At 62.9% G+C, this 13,291-nt stretch carries 14 protein-coding genes and 1 pseudogene; 3 read left to right on the top strand and 12 right to left on the bottom strand.

Features of this window, described 5'->3' with window-relative positions; genetic code table 11:
* The first annotated feature begins 113 nt into the window (after window positions 1–113).
* Window positions 114–506, top strand: a complete 393-nt coding sequence (gene apaG / locus V1279_RS00660; RefSeq protein WP_334431553.1) for a Co2+/Mg2+ efflux protein ApaG — start codon at window positions 114–116, stop codon at window positions 504–506.
* A 652-nt stretch (window positions 507–1,158) separates the two neighbouring features.
* Here the strand turns inward: apaG and V1279_RS00655 are convergent.
* From V1279_RS00655 to V1279_RS00645, 3 genes are all read right to left on the bottom strand, one after another.
* Window positions 1,159–2,160, bottom strand: a complete 1,002-nt coding sequence (locus tag V1279_RS00655) for an Hsp33 family molecular chaperone (RefSeq protein WP_334431551.1) — start codon at window positions 2,158–2,160, stop codon at window positions 1,159–1,161.
* A gap of 228 nt (window positions 2,161–2,388) precedes the next feature.
* A complete protein-coding gene (gene argF / locus V1279_RS00650; RefSeq protein WP_334431549.1) occupies window positions 2,389–3,327 on the bottom strand; it encodes an ornithine carbamoyltransferase in 939 nt (312 codons plus the stop codon).
* Window positions 3,327–4,535, bottom strand: a complete 1,209-nt coding sequence (locus V1279_RS00645) for an aspartate aminotransferase family protein (RefSeq protein ID WP_334431548.1) — start codon at window positions 4,533–4,535, stop codon at window positions 3,327–3,329. Before V1279_RS00645 ends, argF begins: the two co-directional genes overlap by 1 nt.
* Before the next feature lie 505 nt (window positions 4,536–5,040).
* Here V1279_RS00645 and V1279_RS00640 point away from each other — a divergent pair.
* Window positions 5,041–5,553: a GcrA family cell cycle regulator gene (locus V1279_RS00640; protein ID WP_334431547.1), complete on the top strand. Its 513-nt coding sequence runs from the start codon at window positions 5,041–5,043 to the stop codon at window positions 5,551–5,553.
* 285 nt (window positions 5,554–5,838) lie between these two features.
* Here V1279_RS00640 and phoB read toward each other — a convergent pair whose 3' ends face one another.
* The 9 genes and pseudogenes from phoB to V1279_RS00595 all read right to left on the bottom strand — a co-directional run bounded on the left by phoB (window position 5,839) and on the right by V1279_RS00595 (window position 12,745).
* On the bottom strand, window positions 5,839–6,543 hold the full coding sequence (gene phoB / locus V1279_RS00635; RefSeq protein ID WP_057853529.1) for a phosphate regulon transcriptional regulator PhoB: 705 nt from the start codon (window positions 6,541–6,543) through the stop codon (window positions 5,839–5,841).
* A 110-nt stretch (window positions 6,544–6,653) separates the two neighbouring features.
* On the bottom strand, window positions 6,654–7,370 hold the full coding sequence (gene phoU, locus V1279_RS00630) for a phosphate signaling complex protein PhoU (protein ID WP_334431545.1): 717 nt from the start codon (window positions 7,368–7,370) through the stop codon (window positions 6,654–6,656).
* Window positions 7,371–7,394: 24 nt separating this feature from the next.
* A complete protein-coding gene (gene pstB, locus V1279_RS00625; RefSeq protein ID WP_334431543.1) occupies window positions 7,395–8,216 on the bottom strand; it encodes a phosphate ABC transporter ATP-binding protein PstB in 822 nt (273 codons plus the stop codon).
* A complete protein-coding gene (pstA, locus tag V1279_RS00620; RefSeq protein WP_334431541.1) occupies window positions 8,213–9,058 on the bottom strand; it encodes a phosphate ABC transporter permease PstA in 846 nt (281 codons plus the stop codon). Before pstA ends, pstB begins: the two co-directional genes overlap by 4 nt.
* Window positions 9,059–9,062: 4 nt before the next feature.
* Entirely contained in the window at window positions 9,063–10,052 is a 990-nt protein-coding gene (pstC, locus tag V1279_RS00615) for a phosphate ABC transporter permease subunit PstC (protein ID WP_334446123.1), read from the bottom strand.
* 185 nt (window positions 10,053–10,237) lie between these two features.
* Window positions 10,238–11,248, bottom strand: a complete 1,011-nt coding sequence (pstS, locus tag V1279_RS00610; protein ID WP_334431539.1) for a phosphate ABC transporter substrate-binding protein PstS — start codon at window positions 11,246–11,248, stop codon at window positions 10,238–10,240.
* Between the two features lie 141 nt (window positions 11,249–11,389).
* Window positions 11,390–11,548 (bottom strand): annotated as a pseudogene (locus V1279_RS00605) (ATP-binding protein); the annotation flags it as partial.
* 96 nt (window positions 11,549–11,644) lie between these two features.
* The gene (locus tag V1279_RS00600) at window positions 11,645–11,968 is read right to left on the bottom strand and encodes a YnfA family protein (RefSeq protein WP_334431537.1); all 324 of its coding nucleotides are present in this window, start codon (window positions 11,966–11,968) and stop codon (window positions 11,645–11,647) included.
* Between the two features lie 57 nt (window positions 11,969–12,025).
* On the bottom strand, window positions 12,026–12,745 hold the full coding sequence (locus tag V1279_RS00595) for a hypothetical protein (RefSeq protein ID WP_334431535.1): 720 nt from the start codon (window positions 12,743–12,745) through the stop codon (window positions 12,026–12,028).
* Window positions 12,746–12,846: 101 nt separating this feature from the next.
* Here V1279_RS00595 and V1279_RS00590 point away from each other — a divergent pair, with 101 nt between their 5' ends.
* Complete coding sequence (locus V1279_RS00590) at window positions 12,847–13,284, top strand: MerR family transcriptional regulator (RefSeq protein ID WP_334431533.1); 438 nt, start codon at window positions 12,847–12,849, stop codon at window positions 13,282–13,284.
* The last annotated feature ends 7 nt before the right edge of the window (window positions 13,285–13,291 follow it).

Raw genomic sequence — 13,291 nt, 5'->3', positions numbered from 1 at the left:
ATGGAACTATGTTGAAACCGCGATCAAACAACCGGCAAACCCGACGGACCGGAGATTGTTCCCCCGGCATTCTTGGCTATGATACGGCACAGGATTTCCGGAAGCTCGCCCGCATGTACCGCGCCGTCACCCGCCAGATCGAAGTCACCGTCGAACCGAACTTCCTCCCCGAGCGCTCGTCGGTCGATCGCGGCCAGTATTTCTGGTCCTACACCATCGTCATCACCAATACCGGCGCCGAGACCGTGCAGCTCCGCACCCGGCACTGGATCATTACCGACGCCACCGGCCGCAAGCAGGAAGTCCGCGGCGAAGGCGTGGTCGGCGAGCAGCCCGTGCTCGCGCCGGGCGAGCGCTTCGAATACACCTCCGGCGTGCCGCTGCCGACCGCGTCGGGCTTCATGACCGGACGCTACCAGATGGTCAGCGAAAGCGGCGAGCGGTTCGAGATCGACGTGCCGACGTTCTCGCTGGATAGCCCCGATAACAGGCGGGTATTGAACTAGGGGCATCGCGCCCTCTCTGTAGCCTGGATTCCAGGGCATCGTTCCCTCCCCGTCATTGCGAGCGAAGCGAAGCGATCCATAGCGCGGCAAGCGGAGAGGTGGATTGCTTCGCTGCGCTCGCAATGACGGGGATATAGTTTCGCGATCTCGCGGCGCGTTGCGCCCGAGGTTTGCATCTTCTTTGCCCTCCTGAAATTAGAGGGCGCAGGGAAGACCGGGTGCTTGCTGCACCCGCGGTCTCGCGTGCGATTTGCGCAAACAAAAGTGCACACGAGCATACAGGGCAGCGGGAGCATTCCGGCCTTCCCTGCGCAATGGCTTTACGGCTTACTTCGTGCTCTTCCCGGAGAACGGCTCTTTTGCCTCCGTCGTCGGCGGGACACTTCCCGCCAACTTAGCGCCAGCACCGCGGCGTCAGAACCACACGACTTCGCCGTACGCTCAAGCTGCACACGTCAGTCGCAGCTCTCGCGTCCATCGCATCTCACCGCACGTTCGTGACGATGGCCAACGCCCCTCATCTGCCGTGAGACAAGCGGAGTTATGCGAGTGATTTGGCCTGCGTGTTAAGCGAAATATTTTTGCGCGAGGGGCTGGACAGGATTCAGGTGATTTGCCCGACAAGTGAAATGGCCGCGAATTGTAGGGTCGCCTATTCCTCCACGCCCGCTTCATGCGGCGTGAACTCATATACCGAGGAGCAGAACTCGCAGGTCACCACCACCTTGTCGTCCTTGACCATCTCGGCGCGGTCCTTCGGCGCAAAGCTTTTCAGCATCGCGGAGACCGCTTCGCGCGAGCACGAGCATTGCGCGCGCAACGGCAGCGGGGTGAACACGCGCACGCCGGGTTCGTGAAACAGCCGGTACAGCAGGCGCTCGCCCGACAGATCGGGATCGATCAGCTCGACATCCTCGACGGTGCCGATCAGCGACTGGCCCTCGACCCAGGCATCATCTTCGGCAACGGAATGCGTCACCGCGCCATCAGGCGCATCGCCGGGATGCAGGTCGGCCTGCCGCGCGCGCTCCGGCGCTTTCGGCAGGAACTGCAGCAGCATGCCGCCGGCGCGCCAGCGGTGTTTTCCGCCGTCGCCGCCGCGCCATTCTTCGCCGACCGCGAGCCGCACGCGGGTCGGGATCTGCTCGGAGCGCAGGAAATATTCATGCGCGGCGTCTTCGAGGCTGCCGCCGTCGAGCGCCACCAGGCCCTGATAGCGGCTCATGTCCTGCCCCTGATCGATGGTCATGGCGAGATGACCCTTGCCGAGCAGAGCGCCTGAATCCTGGCCGTCCTTCAGCCGCTTCGCGTCGTAGCGCGCATAGGCGCGCAGGCGGTCCGGCGACTGAAAATCCACGATCAGGAACGACACCGGGCCGTCGGTCTGGGTCTGCAGGATGAAGCGGCCGTCGAATTTCAGCGCCGATCCGAGCAGCGTCGCCAGCACAATCGCTTCGCCGAGCAGCTTGCCGACCGGGGTTGGGTAATCGTGCTTGGTCAGGATGTCGTCGAGCGCTGGGCCGAGCCGGGTCAGCCGTCCGCGCAGATCGAGTTCTGCGACCTCGAACGGCAGCACCGCGTCATCGACGGGAACGGACGACGGCGCGCGAACGGAGGCCTCGGTCGTGATTTTGATGTCTGATTGTGAATCCATGGCGCCTTATCTGGGGTCGGAACATGCAAAACGAAAGGGGTTGATCCGTGTCCCGGACGCGGTGCAGCCTAGGCGATGCAAAAGCATCGTCCGGCAACGCTGCTCCGCAGAGCCGGGACTACTTGTGTCCGCGCGATATGGACCCCGGCTCTGCAGCGCACCGCCATAGCGCGTGCGTAAACGCGCTTATGGCGCTGCGCAGCGTCCGGGGAACGCAAGCTGAGAGACCTACGCCCCTTCGTTAAAACACCAAGCCAATATGCCCTTTTGCGCATGCAGGCGGTTTTCGGCTTCGTCGAACACGACCGATTGCGGGCCGTCGATCACCTCGTCGGTGACCTCCTCGCCGCGATGCGCGGGCAGGCAGTGCATGAAGATCGCGTCACTCTTGGCCAGCGACATCAGCTTCTCATTGACCTGATAGGGCTTGAGCACGTTGTGGCGATGTTCGCCGTCCTTGTCGCCCATCGACACCCACGTATCCGTGACGACGCAGTCGGCACCGCGAACCGCGGCCTCGGGATCGTTGCCGAGCACGATCGGAGCTTGCGTTGCCTTGATCCAGTCCTTCATCGCCTTGTTCGGCGCGAGCTGCGGCGGGGTCGCGACATTGAGCTGGAACTTGAAACGTTCCGCCGCATGCGCCCACGACGCCAGCACGTTGTTGTCGTCGCCGGTCCAGGCCACGGTGCGGCCCTCGATCGGCCCGCGATGCTCCTCGAAGGTCATCAGGTCGGCCATCACCTGGCAGGGATGCGAGCGCCGCGTCAGCCCGTTGATCACGGGCACGGTGGCATGCGCGGCCAATTCCAGCAGCGCGTCGTGGTTGAGGATGCGGATCATGATCGCATCGACATAGCGCGACAGCACGCGCGCGGTGTCGGCGATCGTCTCGCCGCGGCCGAGCTGCATCTCCGCACCCGTCAGCATGATGGACTCGCCGCCGAGCTGGCGCATGCCGACATCGAACGACACCCGCGTGCGGGTCGAGGGACGTTCGAAGATCATCGCCAGCGTCTTGCCTTCGAGCGGCTTCTTGCCCTTGTCACCAGGTTTTTCCTGCGCCTTGAGCTTTGCCTTCATGTCGGCGCCCAAGGCCAGCATGTTGCGCAATTCGCTCGGCGGCAGTTCGCTGATGTCGAGGAAGTGACGGACCGACTTGCTCATCATCCCGCCGCCTTCTTCAACGGTGCGCCCGACAGCGCAACGCAGGCGCGCTCGAGCATCTGAACGGACAAGTCGATCTCGGCCTCGGTCACGATCAACGGCGCGAGGAACCGTACCACATTGTCGCCGGCGCCGACGGTGAGCAATTTCTCGTCGCGCAACGCGTTGACGAGATCGCCCGGCGGCACCACGGCCTTGACGCCGACCAACAGTCCCTCGCCGCGCACTTCCGAGAGCACGGCGGGATAACGATCGACCACGGAGGCCAGTTTCTGTTTCAGCAGCAGCGACATCTTCTGCACGTGGTCGAAGAAGCCGGGCTTCAGCATCACGTCGAGCACGGCGTTGGCGGAAGCGATCGCCAGCGGATTGCCGCCGAAGGTCGAGCCGTGCGAGCCCGGCGACATGCCGGAGGCGGCTTCGGCGGTGGCCAGCACCGCGCCGATCGGAAAACCGCCGCCGAGTGCCTTGGCCAGCGACATCACATCCGGCGTCACGCCGACGCGCTTGTAGGCGAAGAGATCGCCGGTGCGGCCCATGCCGGTCTGCACCTCGTCGAACGCCAGCAGCAGGCCGTGCTCGTCACAGAGCTGGCGCAGCGCCTTGAAGAAGGCCTGCGGCGCGGAGCGCACGCCGCCCTCGCCCTGCACCGGCTCGATCAGGATGCCCGCGGTGTGCGGTCCGATCGCCTTTTTCACCGCCTCGAGATCGCCATGCGGCACCTGGTCGAAGCCGTCCATCGGCGGCCCAAAACCCTCGAGATATTTGGCGGAGCCGGTCGCGGCGAGCGTGCCCAGGGTGCGGCCGTGGAACGCGCCCTCGAAGGTGACGAGCCGATAGCGTTCGGGATGCCCCTTGGAGAACTGATAGCGGCGCACGACCTTGATCACGCCTTCCATCGCCTCGGCGCCGGAATTGCAGAAGAACACCAGGTCGGCAAAGCTCTGCTCGCAGAGCCGCGCGGCAAGCTTCTCGCCATCCGGGCTCTTGAACAGGTTCGACATGTGCCAGAGCTTCGTCGCCTGCTCCTGCAGCGCCGCAACCAGATGCGGATGGCAGTGGCCCAGCGCATTCACCGCAACCCCCGAGGTGAAGTCGAGATAGCGCTCGCCATTGGTGGCGGTCAGCCAACAGCCCTCGCCGCGCTCGAAGCCGAGATCGACCCTGGCAAAGACAGGGAGCAGATGCGACGTGGCGCTATTGGTCATGGCAATCACTGAAGGTTTGAGACCTGCTTTCAAGACCGACCGCGGAGCACACGCGTGCATAGGCGCGAACGCGGCAACGGCCGGTCTTGCGAAAACGAAACGTGCCGCCTCTTAAGGGCGGCACGTGAGAGGTATTCTATGTGGGCGGGGAGCGCTGTCAACACGCCACGAAGCCGCCTTTCCGGCACTGCAAGATAAGGAAATCCGTAAGATTGCGGTGTGGTGGAAAACACGCAGTGCAATGCCTAGATGTCGGAACATGTGGACGCCCAGGCCCGGACTCTTGCGCCAGAGTCACGCCATATTGTAGCCTCTGGGCTGTCGGGTACGACATCTCGTGCGGCAGTTCTGATCCCTAGAGTCCATTTGTGCAAGCGTAGACGTTCCGGCGCGGTTTTCGCGCCCGGCGAGGGCTAAGGGATTCTGACCGCAGGGATTTTTGAGACGAATGACGTCGCCAGTGCTGCCCCTGATTTGGCCGGCGCGATGCGAAGGGAAGAATGCGATGACGGTATTGACCTGGTCCGACGATCGCGTCGAGCAGCTGAAGAAGCTCTGGGAAGCCGGATTATCGGCCAGCCAAATTGCCGCGGAACTCGGAAATGTGACGCGAAACGCCGTGATCGGCAAAGTGCACCGGCTGGGCCTGTCCGGCCGCGCCAAGAGCCCCTCCTCGGCCGCCCCGCGGCAGCGCAAGGCGCGCCCCGCCGCCCAGCAAATGATGCGGGTGTCGCGCCCGGTTTCGCGCGGCAACACCGCGCTCGCCCACGCCTTCGATATGGAGCTGGAGCCCGATCCGGTCGCCTTCGACAATGTGGTGCCGATGAGCCAGCGGCTGTCGCTGCTCGAACTGAACGAGGCGACCTGTCACTGGCCGGTCGGCGATCCCTCGAGCCCGGAATTCTTCTTCTGCGGCGGCAAGGCGCTCGCTGGCCTGCCCTATTGCGCGCACCACTCGCGCATCGCCTATCAGCCCGCCGCCGACCGGCGGCGGCAGCAGCCGAAGCCGACGCGGTAAAGGGACGGTTATCGTAGCCCGGATGGAGCGCAGCGAAATCCGGGACGGTCTTGCGATTGGCTGACATTCCCCGGGCTGCGCTTCGCTGCACCCGGGCTACGAACTAAATCGTTCGTCGTCCCTGCGAACGCAGGGACCCATAACCACAGGTGCTTGTGGTTTGGCTGAGCTGGAGCCCCAGCGTTTTTCAACAATCGAGATTGGTGGTTATGGGTCCCCGCGCCCCGTGCGCAATTGCGCACTAGGCGGGGACGACCATCGAGAGCCCGGACGACGATGGAGCCTTTACGGCTCCACCTTCGCGAACCGATCATCCAGCGCATATCCCGCGCCGCGCACGGTGCGGATCGGGTCCTGCTCGCGGCCCGGATTGAGCAGTTTGCGCAGGCGGCCGATGTGGACGTCAACGGTGCGCTCGTCGATATAGATGTCGCGGCCCCAGACGCTGTCGAGCAATTGCTCGCGGCTGAAGACGCGGCCGGGATGCTCCAGGAAAAATTCCAGCAAGCGATATTCGGTCGGGCCGAGATCGATCTGGCGGCCCGAACGCGCGACGCGGCGTTTCTCGCGATCGAGTTCGATGTCGCCATAGGTCAGCACGGTGGCGAGCCGCTCGGGGCTCGCCCGCCGCAGCAGGCCCTTCACCCGCGCCAGCAGTTCCGGCACCGAGAACGGCTTGACGATGTAATCGTCGGCGCCGGTCGCAAGCCCGCGCACCCGCTCGCTCTCCTCACCGCGCGCCGTGAGCATGATGATAGGCAATTGCTTGGTCTCCGGCCGCGCCCGCAGGCGGCGGCAGAGCTCGATGCCTGACAGCCCCGGCAGCATCCAGTCGAGCACGACGAGATCGGGCACGCGCTCCTTCAGCCGCGTGTCGGCATCGTCGCCGCGGGCGACGGTTTCGACATCATAACCTTCGGCGTCGAGGTTGTAGCGCAACAGCGTGGTCAGCGCTTCCTCGTCCTCGACCACCATAATGCGCGCGCTCATCTTTCTTCAGCCTCTTCTGTTTGACGCGTTTTCTGCGCAGATAAGTCTACGCAATCTGCGTAAACTTGATTGCTATGCGAACCGGTCCCCACTTCGCTTGAAACGCTTTGTCAAGTATTGGGTACGGCCGTGGCAAACGTTGTCATGTCGCCCTTCGGGCGCTGGTCGAGCATCTGCTGTCCCTCGATCATGTAGAACACGGTCTCGGCGATATTGGTGGCGTGGTCGCCGATCCGCTCGATGTTCTTGGCGCAGAACATCAGGTGGATACAGAACGATATGTTGCGCGGATCTTCCATCATATAGGTCAGGAGTTCGCGGAACAGCGAGGTGCAGATGGCGTCGACTTCCTCGTCGCCCTTCCAGACCGCCATCGCCGCCGGCAGATCGTGCGCCGCGTAGGCGTCCAGCACCGACTTGACCTGCGTCAGCACCAGATCGGTCATATGCTCGAGGCCGCGCATCAGCTTTAAGGGCTGGAAGTCGTTTTCGAGCGCCGCGACGCGCTTGCCCATGTTCTTGGCGAGGTCGCCGATCCGCTCCAGATCGGTGGCGACCCGCATGGCGCCGACGATTTCGCGCAGATCGATCGCCATCGGCTGGCGCCGCGCAATGGTCAGCACCGCGCGTTCCTCGATCAGATGCTGCAGACGGTCGATCTCGACATCGTTGGCGACGACGCGCTTGCCGAGCGGGATGTCGCGGCGGACCAGCGCATCGACGGATTCAGTGATCATGCGCTCAGACAGGCCGCCCATCTCGGCGACGAGCCGGGTCAATTCCTGAAGATCGCTGTCGAACGCCTTGGCGGTGTGTTCAGAAGCCATGTGTTATCTCCTCCGGATCTTGCTCTAGCCGAACCGGCCGGTGATGTAGTCCTGGGTACGCCGATCGCTCGGCGAGGTGAATATCTTGTTGGTGTCGTCGAATTCGATCAGCTCGCCGAGATACATGAAGGCGGTCTTGTCGGAGACGCGCGCCGCCTGCTGCATGTTATGGGTGACGATGGCGATGGTGTAGTCTTCCGCCAGCTCCTGGATCAGCTCCTCGATCTTGGCGGTCGAGATCGGATCCAGCGCCGAGCACGGCTCGTCGAACAGGATCACTTCGGGCCGCACCGCGACCGTGCGGGCGATGCAGAGCCGCTGCTGCTGGCCGCCGGACAGCGACAGGCCGGAGGCGTTCAGCTTGTCCTTGACCTCGTTCCACAGCGCGCCGCCACGCAGCGCCTTCTCGACCCGGCCGTCCATCTCCGACTTCGATATCTTTTCATAGAGGCGGATGCCGAAGGCGATGTTTTCGTAGATCGTCATCGGAAACGGCGTCGGCTTCTGGAACACCATGCCGACGCGGGCCCGCAGCAGATTGAGGTCGAGCTTGGGGTCGAGGATGTTGGTCTGATCGAGCATCAGCTGGCCGGTCGCCTTCTGGCCGGGATAGAGGTCGTACATCCGGTTGAAGATCCGCAGCAGCGTGGACTTGCCGCAGCCGGACGGGCCGATGAAGGCGGTGACGCGGTGGGTGCCGAGCGTCAGGTTGATGTTCTTCAGCGCATGATTCTCGCCATAGTAAAAGTTCAGGCCGCGGGCGGTCACCTTGGGCGCGGCCTCGGGCAGCACCACCTGCGGAACGGGCCCGCTCGCGTTACTCACGGATACGGAGAGATCGGTCATTTGGATGTCCTCTCGGCGCCAAGAATGCGCGCGCCAATATTCAGGGCAAGTACGGTGAGCGTGATCAAGAGCGCCCCGCTCCAGGCGAGCTGCTTCCAGTAGACATAGGGGCTCTGGACGAAGTTGTTGATGGTGACGGGCAGGTTCGCCATCGTCTTGGTCATGTCGAGGCTGAAGAACTGGTTGGAGAGCGCGGTGAACAGCAGCGGCGCGGTTTCACCGGCGACGCGGGCGGTGGCCAAGAGCACGCCGGTGATCAGGCCGGCGCGGGCGGCGCGATAGGCGATCCGCCGGATCACCAGCGAGCGCGGCAGGCCGAGCGCGGACGCCGCCTCACGCAGCGGGTTGGGCACCAGCCCCAGCATGTCCTCAGTGGTGCGAACCACCACCGGGATCACGATCACGGCCAGCGCCAGACAGCCGGCGAGGGCCGAGAAGCCGCCCATCGGCACCACGACGGCGCCGTAGATGAACAGGCCGATGATGATCGAGGGCGCGCTCAGCAGAATGTCGTTGATGAAGCGGATCACCGAGGTGAGCTTGTCGTGCTTGCCGTATTCGGCCAGGTACGTTCCGGCAAACAGGCCGAGCGGCGCGCCGATGCCGACCCCGATCACGGTCATCATGATCGAGCCGATGATGGCGTTGCGCAGCCCGCCGTCGGTCGATCCCGGCGGCGGCGTATCCTGGGTAAAGACTGCGAAATTGATGCCGGCGAGGCCGTTGTAGAACAGCGTGAACAGGATCAAGGCGAGCCAGGTCACGCCGAACAGCGCAGCTCCCAGGCACAGGAACTTGATGATGACGTTGTTGCGGCGGCGGGATACGTAAATCGGGTTCATGATCCTAGTTCCCCGCCTTCTTTTCCAGCCGCATCAACATCAGCCGCGCGGCCGCGAGCACGAAGAACGTCAGCACGAACAGCAAGAGGCCAAGCAGGATCAGGCCGGATTGATGCAGCCCGTCGCTCTCGGCGAATTCGGACGCGATCGCCGCCGAGATCGTGGTGCCCGGTGCAAAAATCGAGGACTGGATCTTGAACGAATTGCCGATGATGAAGGTCACCGCCATGGTCTCGCCGAGCGCGCGGCCAAGCGCCAGCATGATGCCGCCGATCACCCCGACCCTTGTGTAGGGGATGACGACGTTGCGGACGACTTCCCAGTTGGTGCAGCCGACGCCGTAGGCGGCTTCCTTCAGCACCGGCGGCACCGTCTTGAAGACGTCGACCGAGATCGCGGTGATGAACGGCAAGACCATGATCGCCAGAATCAATGACGCGTTGAACAGGCTGAGATAGGAGGGCGGACCGGCGAAGATCGTCCCCAGCACGGGAACGCCGTCGAACACGCTGATCATGAACGGCTGGAAGGTGTTGGCCAGAAACGGCCCCAGCACGAAGAAGCCCCACATGCCGTAGATGATGGAGGGAATGCCGGCCAGCAGTTCGATGGCAAGCCCGATCGGACGGCGCAGCCAGATCGGGCAGATCTCGGTGAGGAACACCGCGATGCCGAGGCCGACCGGAATGGCGATCATCATCGCGATCACGGAGGTGATCAGCGTGCCGTAGACCGGGCCGAGCGCACCCAGCACCGGCGGATCGGCCGACGGCGCCCAGCGCTGCGTCCACAGGAAGGCCGCGCCGTATTCCCGGATCGCCGGCCAAGCGCCGATGATCAGCGAAATGATGATGCCGCCGAGGATGAGGAGAACCGAGATCGCGCAGGCGCGCGTGATCCAGTAGAAAGTGACGTCGCCGAGCTTGAATGCGCTGAGAGCCTTTGCGCGATCGTAAGGTCCGGCAGCGTCCATTACGTCGCTTTCAACCGCCATTTCTGCCACGCCAATCCCCTGTACTTCTACTTGATCCGGCTCGATCCGTCTCGTGCCCCGGATGCGGCGCAGCGCGCTTGCGGTGCGCTGCTATTCCGGGGTCCATTCTTGCTTGGCGACACCCGGGTCCCGGCTCTGCGGTGCACCGCTGAAGAAGCGCTGCACCGCGTCCGGGACATGAGACCTCAGCTCTTGATCTCGGAGCTCCAGGTCTTTTCGATCTGCTTGACCACCGAGTCCGGCATCGGGATGTAGTCGAGCTCTTCGGCCATCTTGTCGCCCTTCTCAAACGCCCATTTGAAGAACTTGATGGCTTCCTGGGACGCCGCCTTGTCGGTCGCGTCCTTGTGCATCAGGATGAAGGTCGCGCCCGTGATCGGCCACGAGGCTTCGCCCGGCTGGTCGGTCAGGATGACGAAGTAGTTCTTGGCACTGGCCCAATCGGCATTGGCGGCCGCGGCCTGGAATGCGCCAATCGTCGGCTGGACGGTTTTGCCGGCCTTGTTGACCATTGCGCCGTAGGTCAGCTTGTTCTGCTTGGCATAGGCGTATTCGACATAGCCGATCGAGTTCTTGGTCTGGCTGACATTGCCGGCGACGCCTTCGTTACCCTTGGCGCCAACGCCCGTCGGCCACTCAACCGCGGTGCCGGCACCGGCCTTCGTCTTCCACTCGGCATTGGACTTCGAGAGATAGTCGGTCCAGATGAACGTGGTGCCGGAGCCGTCCGAACGGCGCACCACCGTAATCGCGTCGGAGGGCAGCTTGACCTTGGGATTGAGCTTGGCGATCGCGGGATCGTCCCACTTCTTGATCTTGCCGAGATAGATGTCGCCGAGCAGCTCGCCGGAGAACACCAGCTCACCCGGCTTGATGCCTTCGAGGTTCACGACCGGCACCAGCGCGCCCATCGCCTGCGGCCATTGAATCATGCCGTCCTTCTCGAGCTGCTCCGGCTTGAGCGGCATGTCGCTGGCGCCGAAGGTCACGGTCTTGGCCACGATCTGCTTGATGCCGGCGCCCGAGCCGATCGACTGGTAGTTCAGGCCGTTGCCGGTCTCCTTCTTGTAGGCGTCAGCCCACTTCGAATAGAGCGGGAACGGGAAGGTCGCGCCTGCGCCGGTAATGTCGGCAGCGAATGCCGACGTCGATGCGGCGACGAGGCCTGCAGCGACGATAGCTTTCATGAAATTCATGGTCGTCTCCATCTGTGTGAGCGAAGCGTCTGTTACGCCCGATCGCGCTCACGTCCGCCCGTTTAGGTGCGGTCGATAGAGCTTTTACGAAGGTTAGATGACAGTTGGATGACATATCTAAGCGATTGAAATCGCTTGACTTCAATGCGTGGACGGGGCCTTCGCCTGGGGAAAACAGGCAGTAAACACTGCGCCGTTTTTGGGCACGCTTTCGATCAAAAGCCGGCCGCGATGGCGGTTAAGAATATGTTTCACCAAGGATAAACCGAGCCCGGTTCCACCCTGCGCGCGGCTATCGCCGAAGGACCGTTGGCGGGAGCGCGAGCCCAAGTTCCCAGTTAATGCCAGATGCGACATGCGCTTTGCCAGGAGCCACGGTGCGGGCCCTTCCATTCTTCAACCGCGCGGTCCCCCCAAGATGATGGCCGCACCAAACAGACAGATTGCAGCGCCCGTCATATCCCAACGATCCGGCCGGACGCCCTCAACGCTCCACAGCCAAAGCAGCGATGAAACGATGTAAATGCCGCCATACGCGGCGTACGCCCTGCCTGCGGCCTCTGTTGCGACCAGCGTCAGCAGGTACGCGAACACGATCAGGGAAAGCACACCTGGGATCAGCCACCAAGCCGGCTTGCCGAGCCGCAACCAGCCCCAAAAGGCAAAGCAACCCGCGATTTCAGCAATGGCGGCCCCAATATAGGCAACAGTCGTCTGCATCCCTGACCGCCTCACACCTTCCGCTGCCAAGTTCAATGCTCCGGAACCGAGCCTTCGTTATGCCCTCAGCGCGCGGGCAAGTTGATGCTCGATAAGTGGCCAGAGCACCGCGACACTCAACAAGACAGTCGCTACGGCCATCATGTAAAGAGTCGACACGGCTGGTAAGCATCGAGTTCGCACCGACTGCCAAACGATCCAACTCCACGCGCCGACAACAGCGAGTACCGTCAAGCCCGTCACCCAAGCGTGCGCGCTGGCCACGAATGCGAGTATGCTCCCTGTTCCTGCGACTGCCACAGCAGGCAAGGCAAATGGGAGCACGCAACACGCGCCGCACGCCACTGCTCCAATCGCGAGGGTGACGGCGGCCAATCCGGCGACTTTCTCGCCGGGCCGCTTCTCGGCAATTAGGGACGTCGTATTCGATGGTGCTGCGCACCCGGGTGCCGACGGGGCTGGCGCTCCCGTAAGGAACTGCTCAAACAGCGTGTCGGCAGCTTCGCGCGACGATTCCGGCGCTGTGATCGAAAGGCGGATTTCTTCCGCTGCTGGCCGGACATCGAAGGTTAGGAATGCGCAACACACTTGCTCTTTGCGAACCATCTCCCTGACGCGCTCGGCGGCTTCCGGGGCGTAGTAAAGGTCTAGAACCAAGCCCCGGCGCTCGTGGCGACGCAGCGCATCACAGGTCAAGGCACGGATCGATGCCAATCGATCCTTATATTCACCAGCGGTTAAGGTGCAGGCGATCGGCGGGTCTTCAACTGAAGTCATTTCTTGCTGTCTCCTCTCGGTTCCCTGACGAGGTCCTTGCCCATAGGTTACTTCCTCAAGTAACTTGAGGTTCAAGAGGAAAAATCGCTGTGAGCCCAAGCATGTCGAAAGTGAAGATTGGAGTCCTTGCAAAGCGGACGGGGACTAACGTGCCGACTATTCGTTACTACGAAGAGATTGGCTTGCTTCGCCCAGCGGACCGGCAGGCCGGCGGTCAGCGCGTATATGACGATGCTGACGTGAAACGGCTGACATTCATTCGCCGCTGCCGAGATTTTGGGTTCCCGATCGAACAAGTTCGTTCGCTCGTCGGGCTAGTGCAGGACCCGCAAAGTTCTTGCATGCATGCGCGCAATATGGCGGAAGCGCATCTCGCGACCGTGCGCGCGAAGCTGGCTGAGTTGAAGGCGCTTGAGCGCAGCATTGCTGCATTCGTTGTGAACTGCAATTCTTCCTGCGCTGGCGGGCCAGGACCCGACTGCGTGATCCTTGATGACCTCGCAAGCGGCCCCTGCAAATCGCAGATCTCCACCATGTAGCGGACTG

The sequence above is a fragment of the Bradyrhizobium sp. AZCC 1610 genome (assembly GCF_036924515.1).
GTDB lineage: Bacteria > Pseudomonadota > Alphaproteobacteria > Rhizobiales > Xanthobacteraceae > Bradyrhizobium.
This window is presented reverse-complemented; position numbering and strand designations above follow the sequence as displayed.

Coding starts and splice junctions, on each gene's coding strand:
- apaG (WP_334431553.1), top strand. CDS start 114: ATGTACCGCGCCGTCACCCGCCAGATCGAAGTCACCGTCGAACCGAAC.
- V1279_RS00655 (WP_334431551.1), bottom strand. CDS start 2,160: ATGGATTCACAATCAGACATCAAAATCACGACCGAGGCCTCCGTTCGC.
- argF (WP_334431549.1), bottom strand. CDS start 3,327: ATGAGCAAGTCGGTCCGTCACTTCCTCGACATCAGCGAACTGCCGCCG.
- V1279_RS00645 (WP_334431548.1), bottom strand. CDS start 4,535: ATGACCAATAGCGCCACGTCGCATCTGCTCCCTGTCTTTGCCAGGGTC.
- V1279_RS00640 (WP_334431547.1), top strand. CDS start 5,041: ATGACGGTATTGACCTGGTCCGACGATCGCGTCGAGCAGCTGAAGAAG.
- phoB (WP_057853529.1), bottom strand. CDS start 6,543: ATGAGCGCGCGCATTATGGTGGTCGAGGACGAGGAAGCGCTGACCACG.
- phoU (WP_334431545.1), bottom strand. CDS start 7,370: ATGGCTTCTGAACACACCGCCAAGGCGTTCGACAGCGATCTTCAGGAA.
- pstB (WP_334431543.1), bottom strand. CDS start 8,216: ATGACCGATCTCTCCGTATCCGTGAGTAACGCGAGCGGGCCCGTTCCG.
- pstA (WP_334431541.1), bottom strand. CDS start 9,058: ATGAACCCGATTTACGTATCCCGCCGCCGCAACAACGTCATCATCAAG.
- pstC (WP_334446123.1), bottom strand. CDS start 10,052: ATGGCGGTTGAAAGCGACGTAATGGACGCTGCCGGACCTTACGATCGC.
- pstS (WP_334431539.1), bottom strand. CDS start 11,248: ATGAATTTCATGAAAGCTATCGTCGCTGCAGGCCTCGTCGCCGCATCG.
- V1279_RS00600 (WP_334431537.1), bottom strand. CDS start 11,968: ATGCAGACGACTGTTGCCTATATTGGGGCCGCCATTGCTGAAATCGCG.
- V1279_RS00595 (WP_334431535.1), bottom strand. CDS start 12,745: ATGACTTCAGTTGAAGACCCGCCGATCGCCTGCACCTTAACCGCTGGT.
- V1279_RS00590 (WP_334431533.1), top strand. CDS start 12,847: ATGTCGAAAGTGAAGATTGGAGTCCTTGCAAAGCGGACGGGGACTAAC.